Origin of the sequence: Kitasatospora sp. GAS1066B, assembly GCF_041262605.1 — a bacterium.
Classification (GTDB): domain Bacteria; phylum Actinomycetota; class Actinomycetes; order Streptomycetales; family Streptomycetaceae; genus Kitasatospora.
Genome location: NZ_JBGCCO010000025.1, coordinates 39,887 through 65,937, shown reverse-complemented (window position 1 = coordinate 65,937; position 26,051 = coordinate 39,887). Strand labels below are relative to the sequence as shown.

Annotated in this window: 23 protein-coding genes; 9 read left to right on the top strand and 14 right to left on the bottom strand. The window is 72.6% G+C overall.

What is annotated here, in order from left to right; all coding sequences use genetic code 11:
* Positions 1-65: 65 nt before the first annotated feature.
* The 4 genes from ABH937_RS26175 to ABH937_RS26160 form a co-directional block, all read right to left on the bottom strand.
* Positions 66-1,562, bottom strand: coding sequence for an NCS2 family permease (locus tag ABH937_RS26175; RefSeq protein WP_280691536.1), 1,497 nt, complete (start codon positions 1,560-1,562; stop codon positions 66-68).
* Between the two features lie 262 nt (positions 1,563-1,824).
* On the bottom strand, positions 1,825-4,185 hold the full coding sequence (pucD, locus tag ABH937_RS26170) for a xanthine dehydrogenase subunit D (protein ID WP_280691535.1): 2,361 nt from the start codon (positions 4,183-4,185) through the stop codon (positions 1,825-1,827).
* Positions 4,182-4,667 carry a (2Fe-2S)-binding protein gene (locus ABH937_RS26165; RefSeq protein WP_280691534.1) on the bottom strand — a complete coding sequence of 162 codons (486 nt, stop codon included), beginning with the start codon at positions 4,665-4,667 and terminating at the stop codon, positions 4,182-4,184. Before ABH937_RS26165 ends, pucD begins: the two co-directional genes overlap by 4 nt.
* Positions 4,664-5,551 (bottom strand): xanthine dehydrogenase family protein subunit M, encoded by an 888-nt coding sequence (locus ABH937_RS26160; protein WP_370219676.1) that lies wholly within the window; start codon positions 5,549-5,551, stop codon positions 4,664-4,666. Before ABH937_RS26160 ends, ABH937_RS26165 begins: the two co-directional genes overlap by 4 nt.
* 486 nt (positions 5,552-6,037) lie before the next feature.
* On the opposite strand from ABH937_RS26160, the gene ABH937_RS26155 reads away from it, so the two are divergent.
* Complete coding sequence (locus ABH937_RS26155; protein WP_280691532.1) at positions 6,038-7,630, top strand: PucR family transcriptional regulator; 1,593 nt, start codon at positions 6,038-6,040, stop codon at positions 7,628-7,630.
* Positions 7,631-7,673: 43 nt separating this feature from the next.
* Here the strand turns inward: ABH937_RS26155 and ABH937_RS26150 are convergent, their stop codons facing one another.
* The gene (locus ABH937_RS26150) at positions 7,674-8,834 is read right to left on the bottom strand and encodes an esterase family protein (RefSeq protein ID WP_280691531.1); all 1,161 of its coding nucleotides are present in this window, start codon (positions 8,832-8,834) and stop codon (positions 7,674-7,676) included.
* A gap of 279 nt (positions 8,835-9,113) precedes the next feature.
* On the opposite strand from ABH937_RS26150, the gene ABH937_RS26145 reads away from it, so the two are divergent.
* Positions 9,114-10,214, top strand: coding sequence for an ROK family glucokinase (locus ABH937_RS26145; RefSeq protein WP_370219713.1), 1,101 nt, complete (start codon positions 9,114-9,116; stop codon positions 10,212-10,214).
* 41 nt (positions 10,215-10,255) lie between these two features.
* Here the strand turns inward: ABH937_RS26145 and ABH937_RS26140 are convergent, their stop codons facing one another.
* Positions 10,256-11,839, bottom strand: coding sequence for a cytochrome bc complex cytochrome b subunit (locus tag ABH937_RS26140; protein ID WP_370219675.1), 1,584 nt, complete (start codon positions 11,837-11,839; stop codon positions 10,256-10,258).
* A 262-nt stretch (positions 11,840-12,101) separates the two neighbouring features.
* On the opposite strand from ABH937_RS26140, the gene ABH937_RS26135 reads away from it, so the two are divergent.
* Entirely contained in the window at positions 12,102-12,905 is an 804-nt protein-coding gene (locus ABH937_RS26135; protein ID WP_280691528.1) for an exodeoxyribonuclease III, read from the top strand.
* 156 nt (positions 12,906-13,061) lie between these two features.
* Positions 13,062-13,847, top strand: a complete 786-nt coding sequence (locus ABH937_RS26130) for a DUF899 domain-containing protein (RefSeq protein ID WP_280691527.1) — start codon at positions 13,062-13,064, stop codon at positions 13,845-13,847.
* A 100-nt stretch (positions 13,848-13,947) separates the two neighbouring features.
* Here ABH937_RS26130 and ABH937_RS26125 read toward each other — a convergent pair whose 3' ends face one another.
* Positions 13,948-14,619 (bottom strand): lysoplasmalogenase, encoded by a 672-nt coding sequence (locus ABH937_RS26125; RefSeq protein WP_370219674.1) that lies wholly within the window; start codon positions 14,617-14,619, stop codon positions 13,948-13,950.
* Positions 14,620-14,718: 99 nt separating this feature from the next.
* Between ABH937_RS26125 and ABH937_RS26120 the strand changes: the two genes are divergently transcribed.
* Positions 14,719-16,377: a DUF2398 family protein gene (locus ABH937_RS26120; protein ID WP_280691525.1), complete on the top strand. Its 1,659-nt coding sequence runs from the start codon at positions 14,719-14,721 to the stop codon at positions 16,375-16,377.
* A 49-nt stretch (positions 16,378-16,426) separates the two neighbouring features.
* Here ABH937_RS26120 and ABH937_RS26115 read toward each other — a convergent pair whose 3' ends face one another.
* The 4 genes from ABH937_RS26115 to ABH937_RS26100 form a co-directional block, all read right to left on the bottom strand.
* On the bottom strand, positions 16,427-16,672 hold the full coding sequence (locus tag ABH937_RS26115) for a hypothetical protein (RefSeq protein WP_280691524.1): 246 nt from the start codon (positions 16,670-16,672) through the stop codon (positions 16,427-16,429).
* Positions 16,673-16,916: 244 nt separating this feature from the next.
* Positions 16,917-17,063, bottom strand: coding sequence for a hypothetical protein (locus ABH937_RS26110; protein WP_370219673.1), 147 nt, complete (start codon positions 17,061-17,063; stop codon positions 16,917-16,919).
* Between the two features lie 142 nt (positions 17,064-17,205).
* The gene (locus tag ABH937_RS26105) at positions 17,206-18,204 is read right to left on the bottom strand and encodes a hypothetical protein (protein ID WP_370219672.1); all 999 of its coding nucleotides are present in this window, start codon (positions 18,202-18,204) and stop codon (positions 17,206-17,208) included.
* 208 nt (positions 18,205-18,412) lie between these two features.
* The gene (locus ABH937_RS26100) at positions 18,413-19,414 is read right to left on the bottom strand and encodes an acyl-CoA thioesterase II (RefSeq protein ID WP_280691522.1); all 1,002 of its coding nucleotides are present in this window, start codon (positions 19,412-19,414) and stop codon (positions 18,413-18,415) included.
* 72 nt (positions 19,415-19,486) lie between these two features.
* Between ABH937_RS26100 and ABH937_RS26095 the strand changes: the two genes are divergently transcribed.
* Positions 19,487-20,419: a DUF389 domain-containing protein gene (locus ABH937_RS26095; RefSeq protein WP_280691521.1), complete on the top strand. Its 933-nt coding sequence runs from the start codon at positions 19,487-19,489 to the stop codon at positions 20,417-20,419.
* Positions 20,420-20,464: 45 nt separating this feature from the next.
* On the opposite strand, the gene ABH937_RS26090 is transcribed toward ABH937_RS26095, so the two are convergent.
* From ABH937_RS26090 to ABH937_RS26080, 3 genes are all read right to left on the bottom strand, one after another.
* The gene (locus tag ABH937_RS26090) at positions 20,465-21,658 is read right to left on the bottom strand and encodes an MBL fold metallo-hydrolase (protein ID WP_280691645.1); all 1,194 of its coding nucleotides are present in this window, start codon (positions 21,656-21,658) and stop codon (positions 20,465-20,467) included.
* A gap of 331 nt (positions 21,659-21,989) precedes the next feature.
* Positions 21,990-22,442 carry a MaoC family dehydratase gene (locus ABH937_RS26085; RefSeq protein ID WP_370219671.1) on the bottom strand — a complete coding sequence of 151 codons (453 nt, stop codon included), beginning with the start codon at positions 22,440-22,442 and terminating at the stop codon, positions 21,990-21,992.
* A 102-nt stretch (positions 22,443-22,544) separates the two neighbouring features.
* Entirely contained in the window at positions 22,545-23,039 is a 495-nt protein-coding gene (locus ABH937_RS26080) for a pyridoxamine 5'-phosphate oxidase family protein (RefSeq protein ID WP_280691519.1), read from the bottom strand.
* A gap of 229 nt (positions 23,040-23,268) precedes the next feature.
* Here ABH937_RS26080 and ABH937_RS26075 point away from each other — a divergent pair, with 229 nt between their 5' ends.
* From ABH937_RS26075 to ABH937_RS26065, 3 genes are all read left to right on the top strand, one after another.
* A complete protein-coding gene (locus ABH937_RS26075) occupies positions 23,269-24,150 on the top strand; it encodes a hypothetical protein (RefSeq protein WP_280691518.1) in 882 nt (293 codons plus the stop codon).
* 436 nt (positions 24,151-24,586) lie between these two features.
* Complete coding sequence (locus ABH937_RS26070; RefSeq protein ID WP_370219670.1) at positions 24,587-24,985, top strand: hypothetical protein; 399 nt, start codon at positions 24,587-24,589, stop codon at positions 24,983-24,985.
* Positions 24,986-24,990: 5 nt separating this feature from the next.
* Complete coding sequence (locus ABH937_RS26065; RefSeq protein WP_370219669.1) at positions 24,991-25,995, top strand: hypothetical protein; 1,005 nt, start codon at positions 24,991-24,993, stop codon at positions 25,993-25,995.
* The last annotated feature ends 56 nt before the right edge of the window (positions 25,996-26,051 follow it).

Genomic DNA, 26,051 nt, shown 5'->3' with positions numbered 1-26,051 from the left:
GGTTGGCAGCCGGTCTGGCGCGGCGCGGGGAGGCCGACGGCCCCGCGCGCCGCGCCGGCGAACTCCTAGTGGACTCCCAGCCACTCCTTGACCGGGGTGAGGGCGAAGTAGAGGACGAAGACGGCGGTCAGGATCCACATCAGCGGACCTGGTTCGCGCCACTGCCCCTTGCCGGCCTTGATCACCGTGTAGGAGATCACACCGGCGGCGACGCCCGCCGTGATGCTGTAGGTGAACGGCATCATGGTGCAGGTCAGGAAGGCGGGGATGGCCACGTCGCGGTCGGCCCAGTCGATGTGCCGGGCCTGACTCATCATCATCGAGCCGATCACCACCAGGGCGGCGGAGGCGACCTCGACCGGCACGATGCCGGCCAGCGGGGAGAAGAAGAGCATCAGGACGAAGACGCCGCCGGTGACCACCGAGGCGAGACCGGTCCGCGCGCCCTCACCGACGCCGGTGGCGGACTCCACGAAGACCGTCTGGCCGGAGGCACCGACCAGGCCGCCGATCGCGCCGCCGGAGCCGTCGATGAGGAGTGCCTTGGACAGGCCCGGCATCCGGCCCTGCTTGTCGGCCAGGCCGGCCTCGGTGCCGACGCCGATGATGGTGGCCATCGCGTCGAAGAAGCCGGCCAGCACCAGGGTGAAGACCGCGACCGAGGCACTGATCGCGCCCATGCCCTTGGAACCGAAGGCGCCGAACAGGTCGACGTGGCCGAAGAGTCCGAAGTTGGGCGCGGCGACCGGGCTGCCCGGCCAGACCGGCGGGGCGCTGCCCCAGGACTTGCCGGGGATGTGGCCGACCGCGTTGACGATGAAGGCGAAGACCGTGCCGGCCGTGATGCCGATCAGGATGGCACCGCGGACGTTGCGGGCCAGCAGCACGAAGATGATCAGCAGCGTGACGGCGAAGCAGACCACCGGCCAGCCGGCCAGCTCGCCCTCAGGGCCGAGCGAGACCAGGGTGGGCCCGCCGCTCTGCACGAAACCGGCCTTGTGCAGGCCGATCAGCGAGACGAAGAGGCCGATGCCGATGGTGATCGCGTGCTTGAGCGGCAGCGGTATGCCGTTCATGATCTTCTCGCGGAGTCCGGAGAGCACCAGCAGCACGATCAGCAGACCGTAGATGACGCAGAGGCCGAACGCCTGGGCCCAGGTGGTGTGCGGTACGACCAGTGCGGAGACCGCCCCGGAGACCGACAGGCCGGCGGCGACCGCCAGCGGCACGTTGCCCACCACGCCCATCAGGATCGTGGTCACGGCGGCGGCGAGCGCCGTCGCGGTGGTGAGCTGGGCGTGGTCCAGCTTGACGCCGGTGACGTCGGCGCCGCTCAGGATGAGCGGGTTGAGCAGGACGATGTAGGCCATCGCCATGAAGGTGGTCAGTCCGCCGCGGATCTCGTTGCCGAAGGTCGAACCTCTGGCCGAGATCTTGAAATACGCGTCCAGCGCGTTTCTGGTCGCGGGTGTCGGGGGCGGCGTGGGGGTGCCGGCCTCGTCGGGCCCGTCGACGGTCGTGGGGGATTCAGTGGTGCCGGGCTCCGTGGGGATCCGGGTCATGTCCACTCCCAAGGTTCATAGGGGGTTGGGGTGGGCGAGCCGACCCGCCCGTCAGAGGGGTGACGGCGCAGGGGGACTTGCTCGACTCACGAGGTGCACTCGGTGTGCGTGCGGTGCGTGGGGTGGTGCGCACCGCTGCAGAGCCCCGGCGTGGGAGAGGCAGCGGGATGGTGCACGGACACTTGCTCGGTACTTCCTTTGGTGCGCCCCGGGGCGGTGGGGAAGACGTGGTCACCGCCCCGGGGAGGTTGTGGGGGTGCGGCTAGAGCGTCCCGGTGAGGTGCTCGGGCCGGACCGGGATCCGGTTGAGCGCGATGCCGGTGGCCTGCCTGATCGCGGCGACGATCGAAGGGGTGGCCGAGACGGTGGGCGCCTCGCCGACCCCGCGCAGCCCGTACGGGGCGTTCGGGTCCGGCAGTTCCAGCACGTCCACCGGGATCGGCGGGACGTCCAGGATGGTCGGGATCAGGTAGTCGGTGAACGAGGCGTTGCGCACCTTGCCGTCCTTGACGATGATCTCCTCCATCACCGCCAGGCCCAGCGCCTGGGTGCAGCCGCCCTGGATCTGGCCGACCACCGAGAGCGGGTTGAGCGCCTTGCCGACGTCCTGAGCCGCCGTCAGCTCGACCACCTTGACCAGGCCCAGCTCGACGTCCACGTCGACCACGGCGCGGTTGGCGCAGAAGGTGTACTGGACGTGGCCGAAGCCCTGCCCGGTCTCCTTGTCGAACGCCTCGGTCGGGCGGTGGTGGTGCTCGCGGGTCAGGTCGATCGCCTCGTCGCCGAGCAGGTCGACCATCGGGACCAGCACACCGGCCGACTCGGAGACCACCTTGCCGCCGACCAGGTTCAGGTCGTTCTGCGCCCAGCCGTAGCGCTTGCGGCCCTTCTCGATCAGCGCGTACTTCACGGCCTCGGCCGCGAGCTTGACCGCGCCGCCGGTCATGTAGGTCTGCCGCGAGGCGGAGGTGGAACCGGCCGACCCGACCTCGGTGTTGGCCGGGTGGATGGTGACCTGCTCGACGCCCAGCTCGGTGCGGGCGATCTGGGCGTGCACGGTGACGCCGCCCTGGCCGACCTCGGCCATCGCGGTGTGCACCATGGCGACCGGCTCGCCGCCGATGACCTCCAGGCGGACCCGGGCGGTGGAGTAGTCGTCGAAGCCCTCGGAGAAGCCGACGTTCTTGATGCCGACCGAGTAGCCGATGCCGCGCACGATGCCCTCACCGTGCGAGGTGTTCGACAGCGCGCCGGGCAGCTCGCGGATGTCCAGGTTGGTCAGGTCCAGCGGCGGCGGCAGCGGCATGTCCTTGACCCGGCGCAGCAGTTCGGCGACCGGGGCGGGCGAGTCGATCTGCTGGCCGGTGGGCAGGTAGTCGCCCTCCGACATCGCGTTCAGCTGGCGCAGCTCGACCGGGTCCATGCCCAGCTCGGCGGCGAGCCGGTCCATCTGGGTCTCGTAGCCGAAGCAGGCCTGCACCGCCCCGAAGCCGCGCATCGCGCCGCAGCTCGGGTTGTTGGTGTAGAGGGCGATGGCCTCCATCCGCACGTTCGGGATGTTGTACGGGCCGTTGCCCAGCGAGGCCGCGTTGCCGACCACGGCGGGGGAGGCGGAGGCGTAGGCGCCGCCGTCCAGCACCAGGCGCACGTCGGAGTAGACCAGCTTGCCGTCGCGGGTGGCGCCGTGCTCGTAGCTCATCTTGGCCGGGTGGCGGTGCACGTGGCCGAAGAAGGACTCGTCGCGGGCGTAGACGATCTTGACCGGCTTGCCGGTGCGCTGGGCCAGCAGCGAGGCGTGGATCTGCATCGACAGGTCCTCGCGACCGCCGAAGGCGCCGCCGACGCCGGCCAGGGTGAGGCGGACCTTCTCCTCGGGCAGGCCGAGCACCGGGGCCATCTGCTGGCGGTCCACGTGCAGCCACTGGGTGGCCACGTAGAGGTCGATGCCGCCGTCCTCGGCGGGCACCGCGAGGCCGGACTCCGGGCCGAGGAAGGCCTGGTCCTGCATGCCGACCTCGTACTCGCCCTTGACGACCACGTCGGCCAGCGCCTTGACCTCGTCGGTCACGCCCTTGCCGTAGACCAGCTTCTGCGAGTGGCAGATGTTGCCCGAGCCGTGCGACTTGTACTCGTGCGGCTCGTGCACGTAGCCGTGCACCTCGGGGTTGAGCGCCTGCTCCTCGGTGGTGATCGGGGTGAGCACCTCGTACTCGACCTTGATCTTCTTCACCGCGCGGCGGGCCGTCTCCGGGTGGTCGGCCGCGACCAGCGCGATCGCCTCACCGTGGTAGCGGACCTTGTCGATCGCCAGCGCCGGCTGGTCCTGGATCTCCAGGCCGTAGTACTTCGAGCCCGGGATGTCCTCGTGGGTCAGCACCGCGTAGACGCCCGGCGTCTTGAGCGCCTCGGAGATGTCCACGCTCAGGATGTTGGCCCGCGGGTGCGGCGAGCGCAGCGCCATGCCCCAGAGCATGTCCTCGTGCCACATGTCCGAGGAGTAGGCGAACTCGCCCTTGACCTTCAGCGTGCCGTCCGGCCGCAGCGGCGAGCCGCCGATGCCGTGCGGGCTGCCGGTGGTGATGTCCTGAAGGTTCTTCTGACCCTGGATGGTACGAGCACTCATTCGGAGGTCCCCACCTTCTGGCACTTGCGGGCGGACGCCAGCCGCACCGCGTCCATGATCTTCTCGTAGCCGGTGCAGCGGCACAGGTTGCCGCTGAGCGCCTCGCGGATGTCGGTGTCGCTGGGCTGCGGGCTGCGGTCGAGCAGCGCGTCGGTCTGCACCAGCAGACCCGGGGTGCAGAAGCCGCACTGGACGGCGCCGGCGTCGACGAACGCCTGCTGGACCAGGCCCAGCTCCTCGCCGTCGGTCAGGCCCTCGACGGTGCGGACCTCGCGGTCCTGCACCTGGCCGGCCGCGACCAGGCAGGAGCAGACCGGGGTGCCGTCCAGGTAGACCGTGCAGGAGCCGCACTCGCCCTGCTCGCAGGCGTTCTTCGAACCCGGCAGGCCGACCCGCTCGCGCAGCACGTACAGGAGGCTCTCGCCCTCCCAGACGTCGTCGGCCTCGACCGGCTTCCCGTTGGCGGTGAAAGTGACCCTCATGCCGCGCTCCTGATCTGCTTGCTGTAGTCGTTCCAGGTCCAGGTGAGGGTGCGGCGGGCCATCACGGCCAGCGAGTGCCGGCGGTAGTCGGCGGTGCCGCGCACGTCGTCGATCGGCGAGGCGGCGGCCTTCACCAGCTCACCGAACTTCTGGATCACCTCGGTGCCCAGCAGGTCACCGGACTCCCACAGCCCGCGCTCCTCGAGCACGCCCTGCAGGTACTGCTCCGCCTCGACGGCGCGACGCGGCGTGGGGGCAGCCGAGCCGATACCGGTACCGACGGTGTGGTTCTTGGGGTGCAGCGCGAAGCCGAAGGCGCAGACCGCGATCACCATCGCGTTGCGGGTGCCGATCTTCGAGAACTGCTGCGGGCCGTCCGCCACCGGGATGAAGACCGAGCGGATCAGCTCGTCCTTCTCCAGGCTGTTGCGCTTCACCCCGACGTAGAACTCGTCGATCGGGATCAGCCGGGTGCCGCGCACCGAGCAGGCCTCGACGAAGACGTCGCGCCCGGCGGCCAGCAGCGCGGGGTGGGCGTCACCGGCGGGCGAGGCGCCGCCCAGGTTCCCGCCGACGCCGCCCCGGTTGCGGATCTGCGGTGAGCCGACCGTGTGCGCCGCACGCGCCAGCCCCGGCAGGGGCTCGGACAGCTCGTCGATGATCCGGGAATACGGGACCGCGGCCCCGAGTCTCACCACACCGTCGGTGATCGACCACTCGGTCAGCTCGGTGATGCGGTTCAGGTCGAGCAACGCGGATGGCCGGTGGACGTCGAAGTTCATCTCGACCATCACATCCGTGCCACCCGAGATCGGCAGCGCGGTCGGGTGCTCAGCCTTAGCCGCGAGAGCCTCGTCCCAGGTAGCGGGCCGCAGGAACTCCATGCGGGTGTCTCCTCAAGTCGTCGCCAATCGAACCAGTGGGCACTGTGCCCGGAATCCACGGATCATCGCCCGGTTGGGGGCGTCGGCGCGGGATTCGCAAACCTCCGGTGCTCGGACTGGCCTCCGAAGCGTTGCCGGGGCGTTGAGTCCTGGTCACCGGGGTGTGTCCGGCGGCGTGTTTGCCAGTGAACCGCTGTGACGGGGCCCACTGGCAGTCACCGATGGCATGAAGCCCGTGCGCCGGTGCCGCCCGGCATCCTGTACGTTCCTCTAAGGGCGATGAAACTGCTGCTGAGCGGTCTGCCAACCGCCGCTTACGACCGTAATCCGGCCGTGACGACGAAGCGACGGGCCCGTGACCCGGATGGGCGCTGATACATACCGCCGAACGACTGGAAGTCGGGCACACTGTCACCCCGACCTGCGCGGATCCGCCCCAGGTGTTTCCTTGCCCGCACGTTTCGGTTCTGACGAAGGAGTCAGCGGATGCGCGTCCGTGACCTACTCGCCCCCGGTGCCCCGAGACTTCGGCTGCTCGCGGCCGAGGACGAGCTCGACCGACAGGTCAGCGGTGTGATGACCACGGACCTGTACGACCCCGGCCGCTACCTGCACGGTGGCGAGCTGGTCCTCACCGGCATGCTCTGGCGCACCGGGCCGGAGGACTCCGAGCGCTTCGTGCGCACCCTGGCAGCCGGCGGGGCGGTCGCGCTGGCGGCCGGCGAGGCCGAGGTCGGACCGATCCCCGAGGACCTGATCGAGGCCTGCCGCCGGCACCGGATGCCGCTGCTGGCGGTGCCCGACGACATCGCCTTCTCGACCCTGACCGAGTTCATCGGCCGGCAGGTCTCCGCCGACCGGGCCGCCGACCTGGCCGCGCTGGTCGACCGGCACCGGATGCTGGTCTCGGCGGCCGGTGGTGGCGGCCTGCACGCGGTGCTCGACCTGCTCGGCGGCGACCTCGACCTGGACTGCTGGGTGCTCACCCCCACAGGCCGGGTGGTCGCCGGGCCCGCCGAGCACCTGAGCGCCGAGGACCGCGACCAGCTGGTCCGCGCCCATCTGGCCGCCCAGCGCCAGCGCCGCCGCCCCCCGCACCGGGCCCGCCTGGTCTCCGGCTCCTACTCGCTGCTGCCCGCGCCCGCGCACCCCGAGGAGGAGGCGCCGCTGGCCGACTGGGTGCTCGCCGTCGCCGGCGACGTCACCGAGTGGACCACCAAGCGCCAGCAGCTCGCCGAGAACCTGGCCCGGCTGGTGGCCGCCGAGCGCAACCGGCGCGACGAGAGCCGACGGCTGCGCCGCCGGCTGGCCGACGAGGTGCTGACGCTGCTTCAGCGCGACGCCGACCCGGCCGAGATCAGCCGCACCCTCTTCGCCTCCTCGGCGATGGCCGCCCGCTACGAGGGGAGCACGCCCGAAGGCGAGCAGGCGCAGGGCTCCTGGCTGGTGCTCAGCGCCGAAGGAACAGGTCTACCCGACGGGGCGGTGCGTTCAATCCTGGAGGAAGCTCTCACCGACACCTCGGACCGCGCGCTGGTGGCCGGCACCGGCGCCGGAGCGGTGATCGTGCTGCCCGCACCGGGCACCGCGGTGCCCGCCGACGCGCTGCGCGAGCTGCTCGCGCCGCTGGAGGCGGGCCTGGGCTCGGAAGGGCGGATCACCGTCGGCGTCTCGGCCCCCGCGCTGGAGGCCGGCGGTCTGCGCGGCGCCCTGGAGGAGGCCCGGCACGCCCGCCGGATCGCCGCCGCCCGCGTCGGCCGGGTCTGCGTGGCCGGCCCCGAGGAGCTGGCCTCGCACGTGCTGCTGCTCGCCGCGGTGCCCGACGAGGTGCGCCGGGCCTTCCGCAGCCGGCTGCTCGACAAGGTGATCGGCTACGACATCGAGCACCAGGCCGACCTCGTCCGCACCCTGGAGGCCTTCCTGCGCTCCGACGGCTCCTGGACCCGCTGCGCCGCCCAGCTGCACGTGCACGTGAACACGCTGCGCTACCGGATCGGCCGGATCGAGGAGCTGACGGGGCGTGACCTGTCCCGGCTGGAGGACCGGGTGGACTTCTACCTTGCCCTGGAGCTGGCCTGACGGTCGGTCAGGCCGGCGGCACCGTCCTCGGGATGATGCACCGTCAGGACGGCTTGGGCGCCGGGATGATGCCGCTCAGCCACTTGAAGACGCTCGGCACCATCGGCCGCCAGGTCGAGGGCGTGTGCGGCCCGGTGGTCAGCTGCACCTGCACCGTGGTCGGCGCCTTGGCGGCCGTGGCCAGCGCTTGGCCGTCCTCGTAGCCGTCGCCCTTGTCGCCGCTCTGGAAGAGCGCCACCTTCGGCGGGGTCGGGGCGTGCTCCAGGATGTAGAGCGGGTTGGCGGTCTGGCGCAGCTTGGAGTCCTTCGCGGTGAGCGAGGAGGAGAGCGCGCCCGGGTCGCTGTACCCCGAAAGGCTGATCGCGGCGCGGTAGCGATCGGGGTGCAGCAGCGCCATCCGGTCCGCGCAGTGCGCCCCGGCCGAATAGCCGGCCACCGCCCAGCTGTTCGGCGAGGGGTCGGCCCGGAAGTTGTCCAGGATCATCTGCGGCACGTCGGTGGAGAGCCAGGTGTCGGCGTTGACCTTGCCCGGCACGTTGGCGCAGCCGGTGTCGACCGTGGTGCTGATCAGCTGGGTCCGCGGCGAGACCAGGATGAACGGGGTGATCTGACCGGACTGCATCAGCGGCTTGAGCTGCTCGGACACGTTCAGCGAGCCGAACCAGGTCTTCGAGGAGCCGGGGAAGCCCGGGAAGAGCTCGACCACCGGGAACTTGGTGTTCTTGTAGGCCGGGTCGTTGTACTGCGGCGGCAGCCAGACGTTGACCTCGCCGTCCACCCCGGAGACCTGGCCCTTGAGGTCGGTGGTCTGCACGTCCTTCGGCACCAGCGGGTCGTTCACACCCTTGAACTGCTGGAGCGCCTTCGCGGCGGCCGGCTTGGCGTCGTTGCCGGGCTGACCGGCCGCCCCGTTCTGGCCGGTGCCGGCGGCCGAGCCCGCCGTCGGCACGGTCGGCACCGACTGCACGTGGCCGTCGTCGCCCAGCAGGTCGCCCCAGCTCCCGTAGATCAGGTTGGCGTTGTTCACCATCACGAAGATCATCATCACGGCCGTCGCCTGGCAGAACAGCAGCATCACCAGCCGGACCAGCGCCTGCAGCGGCTTCGGCCCCCGGACCCGGCCCCAGAGCAGCATGGCGACCGCGATGGAGACCGGGACCAGGATGATCGTGAGAATCAGGAACGGCTGGCCTGTCAGTTGCATGAATGTCTCGTATCCGGGTTGCTGGCGTGCCCGGACCCCGCATGCCCGGTGCGTAACGACAATGAAGAACGACGGTGTGAACGGACTCCCGGGTTCCGCCGATGCTGAGGGAAACCTGAGAGGAATATCACCTGCAGCTGGGAGCCGGCTGAGTGTCCGCACCCCAGTCTGTCACCTGCCCGGGGGTGCCCCGAGCACCTGCCGGGACGATCAGTGCGGCGTATCGTTCCCGTCGTGACACAGCCAGGCGGCCGCACCGGCCAACCCGTCCTGCCCGCGCTGCTCGGCCTCGGCCAGCGCGGTCTCGGCCAGCGAACCCTCGCCCCGCGCGGGACCGACCGGTACGGCGCGGACCGGCGCCGGCGCACCCTGCCGGCCGGCGTGCTGCGACTGCCCACGATCGGGATCGACATCGGCGGCACCAAGGTGGTCGCCGGAGTGGTGAACGGCGAGGGCAGGATCGTCGAGCAACTGCGCGCCGAGACCCCGCACAGGAGCAAGAGCCCCAAGGTGGTCGAGGACGTCATCGTCGAGCTGGTGCTGGAGCTGGCCGACCGGCACGACGTGCACGCGGTGGGCATCGGCGCGGCCGGCTGGGTGGACGCCGACCGCTCCCGGGTGCTCTTCGCCCCGCACCTGAACTGGCGCAATGAGCCGCTGCGCGAGGCGCTCAGCGACCGGCTGAAGTTCCCGGTGGTGGTCGAGAACGACGCCAACGCCGCCGCCTGGGCCGAGTGGCGGTTCGGCGCAGGGCGGGGCGAGGACCTGCTGGTGATGATCACCCTGGGCACCGGGATCGGCGGCGCGGTGGTGCGCCACGGCTATGTGGACCGCGGTCGCCACGGGCTGGCCGGCGAGTTCGGCCACATGCAGGTGGTCCCCGGCGGGCACCGCTGCCCGTGCGGCAACCGGGGCTGCTGGGAGCAGTACTCCTCCGGCAACGCGCTGGTCCGCGAGGCCCGCGAGCTGGCCGCCGCCGAGTCGCCGGTGGCCCAGCCGCTGCTGGCCAGGGTCGGCGGCGAGGTGGCGGCGATCACCGGGCCGCTGGTCACCGAGGCGGCCCGGGCCGGCGACCCGATGGCGACCGAGCTGCTGCACGACATCGGCACCTGGCTCGGCGTGGGCCTGGCCAATCTGGCCGCCGCGCTCGACCCCGGACGCTTCGTGGTCGGCGGCGGCGTCTCGGCGGCCGGCGACCTGCTGCTCGCCCCCGCGCAGGACGCTTTCCGGCGCACCCTCACCGGGCGCGGCTTCCGCCCCGAGGCGCAGATCGTGCCGGCCGCCCTGGGCAACGAGGCCGGCCTGATCGGCGCTGCCGACCTGGCCCGCGCGCTGGCCCGGCGGTTCCGCACCGTCAAGCGCAGCCGCGCGGAGCGCTGAGCCGGGCTGAGCGTTGAGCCGGGCTGAGCGTTGCGCCCGGCTCAGACCTGCTCGACATCGGGGGCCGGCGCCGGGTCCGGCCGCGCCGGCTGCGGTGGTTGGACCCGGTCGCGGTAGAACCAGCGGCTCAGCGCCCCCCGGAGCCGCTCCGTCCGCGAACCGTCCGCGGCGGCCACCGGCTCGGGGCGGTCGGCCAGCGTCAGCTGGTACCGGTCCACCACCGCCAGCGGCTCCCGCTCGCCCTGGTAACCGCCCTCGACCGACTGGCGCACCAGGCCGGTGGGCGTCGAGCCGGCGGTGAAGCGGTCGTGATCGTGTGCCTGCAACGCCAGGCAGATCCGGCGGGTGAGCCAGAACGCAAGCGCTGGGCCGATGAAGAGCGCCACCCGCAGGATCCAGTCCAGCTGGTTCACCGAGAAGTGGGAGAGCAGCGCGAGCACGTCCTGCCCGCCAGCCAGCAGCAGCACCGCGTAGGCAGTCACCCCCGCCACCCCGATCGCGGTGCGCACCGGCCGGTCGCGCGGCCGGTCGCACAGGTGCCGCTCGGCGCGGTCGCCGGTGATCCACTGCTCCAGGAACGGGTAGGCGTAGAGCGCGGTGAACAGCACCACCGGGAAGAGCACCGCCGGGAGCAGCGGGTTCCACGAGATGCTGTGGCCCCACAGCCGGGTCTCGGTGCCCGGCATCAGCCGTAGCGCGCCCTCCAGGAAGCCCATGTACCAGTCCGGTTGGGCGTCGGTGGAGGCCTGGTCGGCCCGGTAGGGGCCGTACTTCCAGATCGGGTTGATCTGGGCGACCGCCGCCAGCAGCGCGATCAGGCCGAAGACCATCGCCGCCAGGCCGGCCGTCTTGGTGATGAAGTGCGGGAACTGCGGCCGGCCGACCACGTTGTGCCGGGTGCGCCCGGGCCCGGCCCACTGGGTGTGCTTCAGGTAGTAGACCAGGATCAGATGGGCCGTCACCAGGCCCACCAGCAGGCCGGGCAGCAGCAGGATGTGGGTGGTGTACAGCCGCGGGATGATCGCGGTGCCCGGCCACTGGCCGTCGAAGGCGAAGAAGCTGAGGTAGGTCCCGACCAGCGGGACCGCCAGCATGAACCCCTGCGCGGTGCGCAGCCCCGTGCCGGAGAGCAGGTCGTCGGGCAGCGAGTAGCCGGCGAATCCTTCCACCAGCGCCAGCTGAAAGAGCGTCAGGCCGATCAGCCAGTTCACCTCGCGCGGCCGGCGGAAGGCGCCGGTGAAGAAGATCCGCAGCAGGTGCACGCCGATCGCGGAGACGAAGACCAGCGCCGCCCAGTGGTGGATCTGTCGGATCAGCAGCCCGCCGCGCACGTCGAAGCTGATCGCCAGGGTGCTGGCGTAGGCCTCGGTCATCCGCAGTCCGCGCAGCGGCGCGTACGACCCCGCATAGACGACCTCGGTCATCGCGGGGTTGAAGAAGAAGGTCAGGTAGACGCCGGTGAGCAGCAGCAGCGTGAAGCTGTACAGGGCCAGTTCGCCGAGCAGGAAGGACCAGTGGTCGGGGAAGACCTTGCGCACCTGCCCCCTGGCCGCGTCCAGGAACGGCAGCCGGCCGTCCAGCGCCACCGCGGCCCGCTCCATCGCCGCTGCCCGCGAACGCCGCATCCGATCCGTACCTCTCGTCCGCCGCCACTGTCGCCCCCCGTGCGAGACAGCCTTATCGCGGGCGCGGCGGGCCCGATGCGCGACAGCCGCGCGCGCCGCCGGGGTTCACCCCCTCGCGCTAACCGCCGACCTGGCGCCAGGCCCCGCCCTCTCCACCGGGCCCCGCCTCCTCGGCGCGGCCCGGCTTCGTCAGTGGCGGGAGGTATCTTCGGGACGGGTGCCAGGGCCGGCATCCGTTCCCGTACCGCTGGAAGGCCTGGTCGTGACCGTCCGCATCGCCACCTGGAACATCAACTCCGTCACCGCGCGGCTGCCCAAGCTGCTGGAGTGGCTGGAGAGCGCCGCGCCCGACGTGCTCTGCCTGCAGGAGCTGAAGAGCGCCTCGGACGCCTTCCCCTACGAGGAGGTCCGCGCGCTCGGCTACGAGACCGAGGCCCACGGCAACGGCCGTTGGAACGGGGTGGCCATCCTCTCCCGGCTCGGCTTCGCCGACGTGGTGCGCGATCTGCCCGGCCAGCCGGGCTACCTGGCCGACGACGCGCTGCTGCCCGCCGTCGAGCCGCGCGCCATCGCCGCCACCTGCGGCCCGGTGCGGGTCTGGTCGGTCTACGTGCCCAACGGCCGCGAGGTCGGGCACGCCCACTTCCGCTACAAGCTCGACTGGTTGGCGGCCCTGCGCGCCTCCGTGCTGGAGGACGCGGCCGGTGAGCGCCCGTTCGCCGTGCTCGGCGACTTCAACGTCGCGCCGAGCGACGAGGACGTCTACGACATGGCCGACTTCGTGGACGCCACCCACGTCACCGAGGTCGAGCGGGCCGCACTGGCCGGGCTGCGCGAGGCCGGCCTGACCGACGTGCTGCCGCGCCCGCTCAAGTACGACCACCCGTACACCTACTGGGACTACCGCCAGCTGGCCTTCCCGAAGAACCGCGGCATGCGGATCGACCTGGTCTACGGCAACGCGGCGTTCGGGAAGGCGGTCACCGACAGCTACGTGGACCGCGAGGCGCGCAAGGGCAAGGGCACCTCGGACCACGCGCCGGTGGTGGTGGACCTGACGCTCTGAGCGCGGGTCCGTGAACCTGTCGGGCCGACGTGGTCCGTGCGGGTTCGGCCGAAGGCGTTCCGCGCCGCGACGAGTGCCGGCCGGGCCGCGAGTCTGCTCCGGTGACCGTCGTACGTCGTGCGACGCTGCCCGCTACGAGACACCACGGAGGACACCATGACAAGCGCCCCGGACGACTCGACCACCGCGCTGCCCGGCCGGCCGCCCGTCGTCGACCTGGCCACCTGGCAGACCGCCCGGGACGAGCTGCTGGTCCGCGAGAAGGCCCACACCCGCCAGGGCGACGCCCTCGCCGCGGCCCGCCGCCGGCTGCCGATGGTGGAACTCGACGGGACGGTCGAGGTGGTCGGGCCCGACGGCCCGGTCCCGTTCCTGGACCTGTTCCAGGGCCGCGAGGAGCTCGTGGTCTACCAGCACATGTGGTACGACGGCGCGCCGCACCAGGGGCAGTGCGAGGGCTGCACCACCACGGCCTGGCACGTGAAGGACGCCGTGTACCTCAACGCCCGGGGCGTCTCGTTCGCCGTCCTGACCTCGGGCCCGTGGGACGAGGTGGCCTCCTACGTCGAGTTCATGGGGTACACCCAGCCGTGGTACTCGGTGCGGGGCGTGCCGGCGCCGATCGGCGGAGGGATGGGGCACCTCGTCTGTTTCCTGCGCGACGGCGACCGCGTGTTCCTCACCTACTCCACGACGGGCCGTGGCAACGAGCCGGTCAACGGGTCCCTCGGCCTGCTCGACATGACGCCCTACGGCCGCGGCGAGGCGTGGGAGGACAAGCCCGAGGGCTACCCGTCCGAGAGCCGCCAGGCCTGCTGGTACTGGCGCTCGGACGCCGACGGCGTCGCCACCTGGGGCCCGACCAGCCGGCCCGTGCCGCAGTGGACCCGCCCCGGCGCGACCCCCGTGGAGACCCTCGGCCGGCACGGCCACCACGGCTGACGCGCCTTCGTGGACGGACTGCGGCAGCTCAGCGACCGCCGCATCCGCTGTCCCGGCTCACCGACGCCCGGCAAGATCCGTGAGAGAGGCCCTAGGCCTGCTACTCGGCCGCCGCCGCCTTCAGCGCGGCGGTGGCGAGCAGGTACTGGGCCAGCAGGTAGGTCGACATGATCCAGAACTCGTGGCCCGGCAACTGCTTCCAGCCGGCCAGCCGGGTCGCGATCAGCGTGTCGGAGAGCAGGAAGAGCGCCCCACCGAGACCGCCGCGCCGGCCCAGGCCCGCCGAGGTCACGGCGGTCGTGGCCAGCAGCAGGCTGTAGCCGGCCACCGGGCCCTTCAGCTCGCCCAGCCCGGGCCAGAGCTGATGGATCATCACCGCCCAGGCCAGCGCGTATCCGGCCGCCACCAGCGCGGTGCGCCGACGGTCGGTCAGCGCGCCCTGCTTGGCGAACATGGTCACGTAGCAGATGTGGGCCGCCGCGAAGGAGCCCATGCCGGCCAGGAAGGCCCGCTCGTCGTCCACCTGGAGCAGCGCGTCGCCCGCCGCGCTGGTGAGCAGCGCCGGGGTGAGCAGGCGGGGCGCGGGGCGCCCGGTGGCGGCGCTCGCGGCGCCCCGCACGTGGCCGACCAGCAGCGGCATCAGGGCGGGCTTGGTGACCTGCTCGACCACCTTGGACTCCGTCAGCAGCGAGCCCAGGTGCGTGGCGGCGGTCGCCGTGAAGGCGGTCAGCAGGCCGCGGGCCCGGCGGGCGGTGGTGATCGTGTTCAGCATGTCCGGCACGATAGGCGACGGGGCGGGGGACCGGAAGGGCCGCCCCTCTTCCTCCTTTAGGCTGTCCCCGACACGGTGGGCAGCACGGCGGAGGGGCGCGTGAACGGGGGCGGAGCGCTGGGCGGGAAGTCGGCTACGGTCGCCCTGGCGCCCGACGGCGAGGTGACGTTGGAGCTGACCTCGTGGCACCCGCCGGTGCTGGCCCCACCGGCTTCGCCCACCACGGCCGTTGCGGCACCGGATGGCGCGGCTGTCACCGTTGTCGCCTCCGCCACCGCTGGCGAACCGGATGCCACCGCGCGGACCGCGAGCCATTTGCGGGCGCTGGCCGACCGGTTCGCCGCCGCCACTCCCGACGAGGCGCACGACCTCTTCGCCGACGCCTTCCGCCTCTACGGCGCGCGGCACTTCGGCATCGCCCCCGAGCCGCACCGCGCCGACCTCGGCGAGGTCAGCTGGTGGCACGGGCCGACGGTCGGTCAGCGTTCGCTGCCCGGAGCCCGTCGCGCCCGCCGGGCCCGTCGCGCCACCCGGGCGGCCGTCGACTCCGCCGTCCCCGGGCGGCACCGCAAGCCGGAGCCGCCCGCGGCGGCCGGCCGCGCCGCGCCGGCGGCGCTGGCGGCCGAACGCCGCGCCGCCGCCCGGATGCTGCTCGCCCACCCGCTGGTCACCGCGACCGGCCCGCACGCCCAGGCCTTCCCGTTGATCCGCCGTCACGCCGACTGGCTCACCGGGCGCTTCGCCGAGCTGCTCGGCTACCCGCTCACCGTCACCGACAGCTTCGCCCGGCTGACCAAGGCCGCGCTCGGCCCCACCGCGCTGCGCCGCCTCAGCGTGGCCGGCACCCCGTGCACCCCCGCGCAGTACGCCGCGCTGACCCGGACCCTGGCCGCGCTGCTCACCGGCTCGCCGCGCCGGCCCGCCGACGAGCTGGCGGCGGCGACAGGTGACCGGGTTCCCGCCGATGACGTGGTCGGCGTGGTGCTCGACGTGCTGACGCGGTGGCAGGTGCTCACCGAGGAGCTCCCCGCGCGGGTCTTCGTGGTGGACCGGGAACTGCTCGGGGCCGTGCTGGCCGGCTGCCGCCCGGCCCGGCCGCAGGACCCGCCACCGCCGCGCACCACGATCCCGGTGGCGGTGCGCCGCCGGCTGGTCGAGACCCCGGCGGTGCTCTTCGAGGAGCTCACCGGGCTGGAGCGGGAGTGGCTCTGGGAGTCCCGGGAGCGGGAGGCGGTGGTGTTCGGGGACTTCCTCGGGTTCAGCACCGAGATCCGCCGCGAGGGCATCGCGCTGCTCGACCCGGCCGGCGAGCTGACCGACCTGCGGCTGCCCGGCCCCGACCCGCTCGCACACGCCGCACTGCTGCTGGTCGAGCGCCTGGTCGACGAGCTCCGCCCGCTGCCCGGCGAGGAACCCGCGCCCCGGGCCCAGCCCGCCACGCCCACCGGTGTGCCGATCGCCGAGGCGCTGATAGACGGGATCCTCGGGGACCTGGCCGACGAGTACGACACGGACGACCGGGTCCGGGAGCAGCACGTCGCCCACTGGCGCCGAGCCCACCTGGCCGACCGGGCCGCCTTCCGGCGCGAGGTGCTCGCCCTGCTGCACGCGATGCGGCTGATCGCCCCGCACACCCCGGCGGACGCCGGCTGCGGACAGGCCCGGGGCGGATGGACCCTGCTCGCCCCGGCCGCCCGCTACGCGGCCCCGCTCGACCTGGGCGCGGCGGGCGGTACCGGACGGCACTCGCGGCGCTGAGGAACGCTCAGCGACGATGGGGACTGACCGTTCGTCAGCCGACGTGCCGTCAGTGCGCCCCGGCCTCCGCCGTGACACTGGTTCCGTGCTGGACGGTCTCCACCGTGGCGCCCACGCCGAGGGTGCCGAGCGCGACCGAGGCGGCCACGGCGGCGCAGGCCAGCATGCGGCGATGGCGCTTGGGCAGCGGGAAGCGCGGAGCCTGCGCGACGGAGTCCGCGGGGCCGAGCGTGCCCGGGTCCTCCGGGGTGAGGGGCTCCACCGGGCGGCGGAGCGGCGGGAGCGATTCGTCCATGATGGTCAGCATTCCAGTCAGGTGTTAAACGATGACTACAGAGGGGTGAACGCCGTACCCGTAGGACACGGCGATTCGGAACGGTCAGCGCGGTCGCCACCTGGGCCGATCCACTGGGCTGAATCCACTGGGCTGAATCCACTGGGCCGAATCCACTGGGCCGATCCACTGGAACGCGCCGCTGGACCCGAGCCTCTGGACCGAACCGCCCGGCCGAGGGTGGACCCGGACCCTCGAGTCCGGCTCAAGCGGTGCGCCGCCGCAGCATCGTGGGCACCGCGGCGGCGAGCAACTGCTGCGCCATCCCGTAGAAGAAGATCGGCAGCAGCACGGCCGGGTGGCCACCGAACTGGCTGCCAGCCAGCGCAGCGGCCGCGCTGGTGTTGTTCATCCCGGTTGCCAGGGTCAGCGCCGCCGCCTCGCCGGGGCCCGGGTGCGCGCGCCGGGCCGCGAACCAGGCGCACCAGCCGACCGCGAACGGCGCCGCGCAGACCGTGGCGCCGGCTAGGGCCTCTCTTACGGATCTTGTCGGATCAGCGTGCGGCGTTGGGCGCCCGGCTGGGCGTGCTGGCGAAGCGTCCTCGTACTGGGTCGTACTTGGACGTTTCGCCGGTGCGTCCGTGGGGGCACCTCCCGGCCGAAGGCTGGGGGAGGGATGCCCGGCGTCGCGCGCCCGGCAAGATCCGTAAGAGAGGCCCTAGCAGCGCCAGCGTGACCAGCGCCGGGTTGGGCTTGAGTTCGATCTCACCGAAGACGCCGGCGGCGTTCAGCGCGGTCAGACCGAGCGCGTTCAGCAGGCCCGACAGCCGCACCCAGGGCAGCGCCCGGGCCCTGGGCCGCCCGTCGCGCACCCGGCCGGTGAGCCGACGGGCCGTCAGCCCGGCCACGCAGGGCGCGGCCACCCAGAGGAGCATGAACCGGCAGGTGCCGTCGGCCTGCGCCAGGCTGTCGAGCACCGCACGCGGTCCCGGCGTCTCCGGCTCCTCGGCCAGCGCCAGGCCGAGCGGCACGGTGAACGGGCTGAGCAGCGTGGTGGCCAGCACCAGGCCCAGGCTCAGCGAGGCGTCCGCCGAGGCCTTGGCACCCCAGGTCTGGGCGGCGCCCGCCACCGGCATGGTGGCGGTCAGCGAGAGCCCGACCACCAGCCAGAGCGCCTGGTGCTGCTCCGGCCAGCAGTAGGCGGCCCGCTCGGCGCCGAGCAGCACCACCATCCGCAGCACCAGCGCGACGCCCAGCCCGGCCAGCAGCAGCCCGGGTCGCAGCAGCGCCCGGGCCAGGTCGGCCAGCCGCACCTCGAAGCCGCCGATGAACATCGCCGTGACCAGCATCAGCATCGGCGGGGTGACGCCGGGCAGCGGGTGGCAGTGCCGCAGCAGCGTGACCGGGCCGTGCAGCACGCAGCCGGCCACGCAGGCCAGCACGGTGACGGGGACCAGACGGGCCCGCACGGCGCGGTCGGTGGCCGCTCCGCGCCGCCCGTAGGAGAGCGGGTGCGGGCGAGGGGCGGTGGCGCCGACCGTCTGGACGGACATGACTGGTGTGCTTTCGGCTGGTTACCGGGAACCGGAAAACGTCTGCCAGCATGCCATGATCCTGACGGTGCGTGAGGCCGTCTTGACGCTGCGTCAGATCAGCAGGTCGGGCCGGTGCCCAGTGGCGCCAAGGGAACGGGCCCGAGGCACCGCCGTCCCGGCTTTCACCCGGACGGTGGAGCGGAGTTCCGGCCGTCCTGCCGCCCCGTCAGGCGGAGGTGGGTGGTGCCGCCCGGCGCTCGCGGAGCAGGGTCTCCTGGACCGCCGAGGCGACCAGCAGCCCGTCCCGGCTGTAGAACTCGCCGAGCGACAGTCCGCGCCCGTCCGAGACCGACGGGCTGCGCTGGGCGAACAGCAGCCACTCGTCCGCCCGGAACGGCCGGTGGAACCACATCGCGTGGTCCAGCGAGGCCATGGTGAGCACCGACGGTTCGCTGCGCTGGAACCGGTGCGGCTGCAGGTGCAGCGCGCTGGTGGCGGCCAGCGTCAGATCGGAGAGGTAGGTCAGCGCGCAGACGTGCAGCAGGCTGTCGTCGGCGGGCAGCGGCGAGCCGGTGCGCAGCCAGACGAACTGCTGCGGCACACCCTCGATCTCGGGCGGCAGGCCGGGCGTCTCCGGCGGGATGAAGCGGATGTCCAGCGAGTGGAAGCCGGCCGCCTGGTCGAAGTCCTCCGGTGCGGCCTCGGCCCAGCCCGCCAGCGGGTCGGGCAGCTCCTCCGGGGCCGGCACCGGCGGCATGGTGCGCTGGCGCTCGCCGGTGGCCTCGGGCCGTTTGACGGAGGCGGAGAGGGTGAAGATCGCCTCCCCGCGCTGAATCGCCGTCACTCGCCGGGTGGCGTAGGAGAGGCCGTCACGGATCCGCTCCACCTGGTAGATGATCGGCCTGGTGGGGTCGCCGGGCCTCAGGAAGTAGCCGTGCAGCGAGTGCACCGTGCGGCCTGCGGGCAGCGTGCGACCGCTCGCGATCAGCGCCTGGGCCGCGACCTGGCCGCCGAAGGCGCGCAGCGGGGCACCGGCGTGGCACTGGCCCCGGTACAGGTTCTGGTCCAGCTCCTCGATCCGCAGCAGATCGAGGAAGGAGCGGACCTCGCCGCCGCCGGCCTGCGCGTCGGCCCGGGTGTCGGCCCGGGTGTCGGATTGTGCGGCGACCTGTGCGCGGGCCGGCTCCGTCTGGTCCGTCCGGTGGTCCCGTGCCGGTGCGTCTGCCATCCGCTCATAGTGGCAGACCGCTCCGCCGGGCACTGTGAAGTGGGTTACCCGCCGTTGACCTGGAGCGTCCCCGTGCTGCACCTGCGCCTGATCGTCCCCGTCGACCTGCGCCGCGCCGTGCGCGCCGTGCTGGAGGAGAGCGTCGGCGTCACGCACGTCGTCGGACTGCCCGACGCCGCCTTGCGCCCGCCGGGGGACGTGCTGCTCTGCGACGTGGCCCGCGAGTCGGCCAACGACCTGCTGGAGCGGCTGCGCGCCACCGGGATCGCCGAGCGGGGTGCGATCGACGTCTCGCAGCTGCAGCTGAGCATCTCGGCGGCGGCCCAGGAGGCCAAACGCGCGGCGCCGGGGGAGGGCTCGGACGCGGTGGTCTGGGAGGAGGTCGTCGAGGTCACCCACGAGGAGAGCGCTCTCTCGTACACCTACCTGGCCTTCATCGTGACCGCGACCATGCTGGCCGCCTGTGGCGTGGTGCTGGACAGTGCCGTGCTGGTCGTCGGGGCGATGGTGGTGGGGCCGGAGTTCGGCCCGCTGGCCGGGCTCTGCGTGGCTCTGGTGCAGCGCCGGGCCCATCCGGCGGTGCGCTCGCTGACCGCGCTGCTCGGCGGCTTCGTCTCGGCGATCGCCCTGACCATCCTGTTCGCCCTGATGATGGACGCCTTCGGGCTCTTCACCGAGGCGGAGTTCGACGGGGCGCGCCCGAACACCTCGTTCATCTTCCAGCCGGACGCGCTCTCATTCGTGGTGGCCTTCCTGGCCGGCGTCGCCGGACTGCTCTCGCTCACCTCGGCCAAGTCCGGCGCGCTGGTGGGGGTGGCGATCTCGGTGACCACCGTGCCGGCGGCGGCCAACGCGGCGGTGGCGCTGGCCTACGCGGACTTCGGGCAGGCCCGCGGGTCGGCCGCGCAGCTGCTGCTCAACCTGTGTGGGATCACCCTCGCGGGAGTGCTGACGCTGCTGGTGCAGCGGGCGGTGCAGCGGGCGGTGCTGCGGCGCGGCGCCTGAGCGGGGCCGCCGCGCCGCGTGCCGAGCGGAGCGGTTGAGGCGGCGTCAGGCCGGGACCTCGTCCTCGTGGGTGCGAGCGGGCTCGGTGGTCGGCGTCGGGGTGAGGTCCGCCGCGTGGTCGGCCAGTTGCTGGTCGGCCAGTTGCTCGTCGGTGCGCTCGGGCAGTGCCGCGACCGTCCGCCACCAGGAACGCAGTGCCGGCGGGTCGGCCGGTTCGAACGGCGCACCCGGCAGCGGCACCGCCACCGTGGCGCCGAGCGCCGCGGCGGCCGCCACCGTGCGCTCGGCGGGCTCCTCCCAGGGGTGCGGCGCCAGGTTGAAGGTGCCCCAGTGGATCGGCAGCAGCAGACCGCCCCGCACGCCCAGGTGGGCCCGCACCCCCTCCTCGGGGGTCATGTGCACCTCGGGCCAGAACTTGCTGTAGGCGCCGACCTGGGTCATCGTCGCGTCGAACGGGCCGAGCAACTCGCCGATCCGCTCGAAGCCGGGAAAGTAGCCGGTGTCCCCGCTGTGGAAGACGCGGTGTTCGGGGCCGGCCACCGCCCAGGAGGCCCACAGCATCTGCGGGTCGGTACGCGGGCCGCGGCTGCAGTAGTGCCGCGCGGGTGTCGCGGTCAGCGTCAGGCCCGCCAGCTCGGCGGACTCCCACCAGTCCAGCTCGGTGATCCGCTCGGCCGGTACGCCCCAGTGCTCCAGGTGCGCGCCCACCCCGAGCGGGGCGGCGAACCGGGCGCCGGAGCCGATCAGGGCCCGAATCGTCGTCATGTCCAGGTGGTCGTAGTGGTCGTGGGAGATCACCACGACGTCCACCGGGCCGAGGTCGGCCAACCGGATCGGCATCGGGTGCAGCCGCTTGGGGCCGATACCCGGGAACGGCGAGCAGCGCACGCCCCAGACCGGGTCGAAGAGCACCCGGCGGCCGTCCAGCTCCACCAGCACGGTGGCGTGGCCCAGCCAGGTCAGCCGCAGCCCCGAGGCGGGCGCGGTCGCGAGCTCGGCCGGGTGCAGCCGGTGCACCGGGATCGGGCGGCCGGGCACCCGGCGGGCCTTGTCGGAAGCGAGCTGGGCGCGGGTGATCTCCAGCGGCGAGCGCTCGTAGACCAGTCGCCGGGTCGGCACCGGGTTGCGGAACGCGCCTTCCACGAAGTTGGGGCTGCGCAGGATCCGCTCCAGACGTGCGCCGGCGGGAACGGCGCCGAAGGCGTCCGTCCGGATCCGTCGCCAGCCGGCGGCCGTCAGACCACGAAGGTCGGTGAGTCGGGACGTGCTGGGGACGGGGCCGGGCACGGCGCCTCCTAGGAGCGGGACGTCAACGGTGCCGCTGTGCCAGCGGCACCACATCGAGCGGGCACCGGTGTGGCGTGGTGCCCGCTCGAAACGATCAACACCTCATCGGGAGACTACCGGGCGCGAACCGGCCGAGCGCGGTGGATCGCATGATCGGCCCGCCGTTCGGGGCGGGTCGGCCGGCGATCGCGGACGATCGCCGACGATGCGTCAGGTCGCCTGCACCGCAGGTGGTCAGGGTCGCCCTGACAGGCCCGTCCCGGTCGGGCCCGCGCCGGTCGCCTCAGAGGTAGAAGCGGGTGATCGCCTCCGCGACGCAGTGCGGCTTGGCGCTGGCCTCGCTGGCGATGGTGAACCGCACCACGGCCTGCTGCCCGCCGGCCACCTCGGTCACCGAGAGCAGCTCCGCGGTGGTCTGGATCGGCGTGCCGACCAGCAGCGGGGCCGGGAACCGCACCTTGTCCGAGCCGTAGTTGAGGGCCATCTTGATCCCCTCCACGCCATAGCACTCCTTGGCCAGCAGCGGGATCAGCGAGAGCGTCAGGTAGCCGTGTGCGATCGGACCGCCGAACGGGCCCGTCTTGGCGCGCTCGGGGTCGACGTGGATCCACTGGTGGTCGCCGGTCGCCTCGGCGAACAGGTTGACCTGCTCCTGCGTGACGGTGTGCCAGGCGCTGCGGCCGAGCTCGGAGCCGACCGCCGCGGTCAGCTCGTCCAGGGTGGCGAAGATCGTCATGCTGCGCTCCTGAGGTTCGTCGGGGGCTCGGGCCGGCCGGCCAAGGGCCGTACAGGCCCCAGGCCCCGGACCCGTCCCCGGGAGCGTAGTCCTACCGGCCGGTCAGCTGGCGCCGGGGTGGCGCTGCCCGGGCGGTGAGCTGGGCGCGGGCAGCGGCGGAGCGCTCCGGGTTGGCTGCGGCGGTGCGTCCGGGGGCGGCAGGCGGCGCCCGGAGACCAGTTCGGCGCTGAGCAGTACGAACATCGGCTCCTGCCCGGTCACCCACAGTCGCGGGCCGCTGCGCACGAGTGCGGCCTGCCGCTCGGCGTCACGGACCAGCTCGGCGGGCCCGTGCACCACCACGCTCCAACCGGTCCGGTTCGGCGCGTCGAGGTGGTCGGCCTGGAAGGCGGCGACCGTGCCGTCCAGGGCACGGGCGAGGCTGGTGCCGGGCAGCATCGCGAGCACCAGCCGGCCGTCCGGGTTCAGCGTGAAGGGGACCGGGAGGACCCGTAGCAACGCGTGCTCGGTGTACACCACGCGTCCGATGGGCACGGTGCTGAGCAGCCGCAGGCATTCTGCCTCGCTGAGATCCTCGATACGGTCGACCAGGTCCATAAACCCGATGGTGCGCTCCTCGCGGGCGGGCCAGTAGGGCCCATGGTCCCGGACCCGGGGCGACAGCTCGGCTGTCCGGGTGCGGCGGCGGGGGTGTGCGGCCGGCACCAGGGGGCGAGCGGGCCGGCTGCGGGTGGATACCCGCACGTCAAGGCGGACCGGTGCGGCAGAGTGGCGACCAACGGGGACGAGTACGGCTAAGAGGGGTGCGGCAGTGACGGGTGTGGGCGTGGGTGTCAGAGGGACGGATGCGGCTGCCACCGGGCCGTCCGGCGGTGTCGACCTGGTGGTGATAGGTGCGAACGGCGGGCCGGAGCGCAGTTACGGCGGCTCGGCCCAGGCGGCGCACGGGGCACAGGTACTCGCCCAGGCGCTGCCGCCGGTCTGCTTCGACACCGGCAACCGGGGCTGCCGGGTGACCGTGGTGCCGCCGGAGGCCGATGCGAACACCATGCTGACCGCGCTGCGTGAGGCGGCCCGGCAGGAGAGCCGCTGGCTGGTGGTCTGCCTGCTCGGGCAGCTGGTCGCCGACCCGCGCGGTCGCCGGTTGGCGCTGGTGACCGGCGGCAGCACCCCGGAAAACGCCTACCGGCGGGGGCTGGCCTGGGACTGGGTGGTCAGCTGCATGGTGCACGGCGCGCAGGAGGAGGCCTTGCTGCTGGTCGACGTGGTGGCCGCGCCGGACACCTGGGCGGCGATCGGCGGGCTGGACGGCGAGCAGGGGGTGGCGGAGCTGCTGGCCCACTCGCGGGTGCCGCTCTGGGGGCGGGTCGGTCCCTACCCCGGGGGGCGGCGGGGGCGCTCGGCGGTGCTGCCGGGTGGTGAGGGGTCGTTCAGCTGGGCGCTCGGGCGAGTGCTGGAGCGCGGGGTGCCGAGCGCGCCCCCCGCGCTCGCGCCGGCTGAGCTGCAACCCACCGTCGCCGCCGAGCTGGCGTGGGGTGAACTGGCGTCAGGCCTGGAAGCGCGCCTGCTGGTCCCCCCTTCGGGTGGCCGGTTGTTGCTGCGAAATCGGGCCGCGGTGCGCGGTGCGCTGGCCGGATTGTCGGTTTCCGAAGAACTGTTGGCTGTTCTGTGGCGCGAAAGTGCCCCAACGGATCCGCCTTCCGCGTAAGGTCAGGGGCCCAAGGTGTTGCCGTACGTGGTGGGGTTGGCGAAGAATCGTGCCCCACACCGCACTTCGGCAGCCGGCAGGTGTTTTCTGCCAACTTCGGGGCCGGGTCGGGTGGTCGCGACTAGGTGGGGCTATGCGCCGTTACAGGGCTTTCTTACGCCGACGGGCGGTCGGGGTCGGTGCGGCGGTTCTGCTCACGCTTTTCGTGGCCGGCTGCGCGGGGAGTTCGCCGGGGGTGGCGGGGTCGCTTTCAACGAGTGCGCCCGGTGGGGCAGATGCGGTCGGCGGGGAGCTGCTGCCGACTCCGGGACCGTCCGGCGGTGCGGCGGGCACAGGTACGGCCGGGGGGCCGGGTGCCGCCGCGAGCGGGTCCTCGGGCGGGGCGTCGAAAGGGAGTGTCGCGCCCACCACAGGGGCGCCGGGGGCGGTCGGCCGAGTGGTGCTGAGCACGTATCAGGACTGGTGGGCCGCACAGGTGGCGGCCTACTCGGGAGCCGATCCGAACGGCGCCCAAGCCAGGGTCTATTCCAACGGGACCGCACTCGGAAACATCCTGCTGAGCCTTCATTCGCTGCACGCTGCCAAGTTGGTGATGACCGGAAAGCCGGTGCTTTCTCCCGTGGTGCAGAGCCTCGATCTGAACGGCTCGTCGCAGAGCGCGCTGATCGAGGACTGCGTCGACGTCTCCGGCTGGCATCAGGCCGATGCCGGGGACGGCTCGCTGAAGGACGCACCGCAGCGGCTGACCCGATATCCGGCGCAGGCCGTGCTGCGGTTGGACGGAAGTTTCTGGATGGTGTTCGAGTTCAATCGCGAGGCGGGCCGGACATGCTGAGCACAATGCGTCGATTCCTTGGCCAACTACTGCTGCTGATCGGCCTGGTGGCCGCGGCGACGATCCCCGCGCAGGCGGCCACGCCGACGGGGGGGCTCAATCCCTGCGTGGTCCAGGCGATCTGCCTGGTGGTCGGAGTTCCGGGGAGCCCCGGCTCGACCGGCGGACCGACCGGATCGCCCGCCCCCGGGGGCGGCGAGGCGACCTGCACGTTCGACAAGCAGCAGTACCCGTGCTGGGACCCTGACCTGGGGTGGTTCGACAGCGAACACGGCTGCTACGAAACGCCGGAGGACCCGCAGCCGCCGGCCGACGACAAGTCCTGGGGCGGCAACAGCCCGAACGACGGCTCGGTCTACCTGGTCAGCTGCGTCGACGGGACCGTGTCCACCAAGTTCCTGAACAAGCCGCCGAACATCGGCGCACCGCCGCCCTCCCCAGCGACGGTCGCCCTGATCGCGTTCAAGAAGCTCCCGTTCCTCCAGCCCACACCGCACAGCGCGCCGACCGGCCAGGCACTGGTCGGCGTGCCGGTCTGGCTCTGGTACGACGTCCCGAACGGCACGCAGGCCGAGACGGTGGGCCCGATGACCATCAACGCCTCGCTGGACGGCGTCTCGGTCGACGCCACCGCCACCCTGACCGACGTGTCCTGGGACCTCGGCTACCGCGATCCGGCCACCGGTAAGGAGGCAGTGGTGGATTGCCCGGGCAAGGGCGCCGGACACCCGTACCAGCCGGGGCTGGAGCAGAACCCGCCGGCGGACGCCTGCCTGGCGACCTTCGGCTCGCTGTCGGTGAACGCGCCCGGCTCGCCCGCGCCCACGGCGAAGGCGTCGGCCGGTGCTTCGGGGGTGCCGGCGGGCAGCTTCTCGCTGGTCGTCACCCAGACCTGGACGGTCCACACCCAGGACATGATCAACGGCGGCGAGCCCTGGGGACCGGTGCAGGTCTCGGTCTCCAGCAACCCGATGGCGCTCCAGGTCAGCGGCCTCCAGGTACTCAACTAGCAGTCACCCCACACATGTTCGCCCCGCTCGTCCCCGCTCGTCAGGAAGGCCGAAGT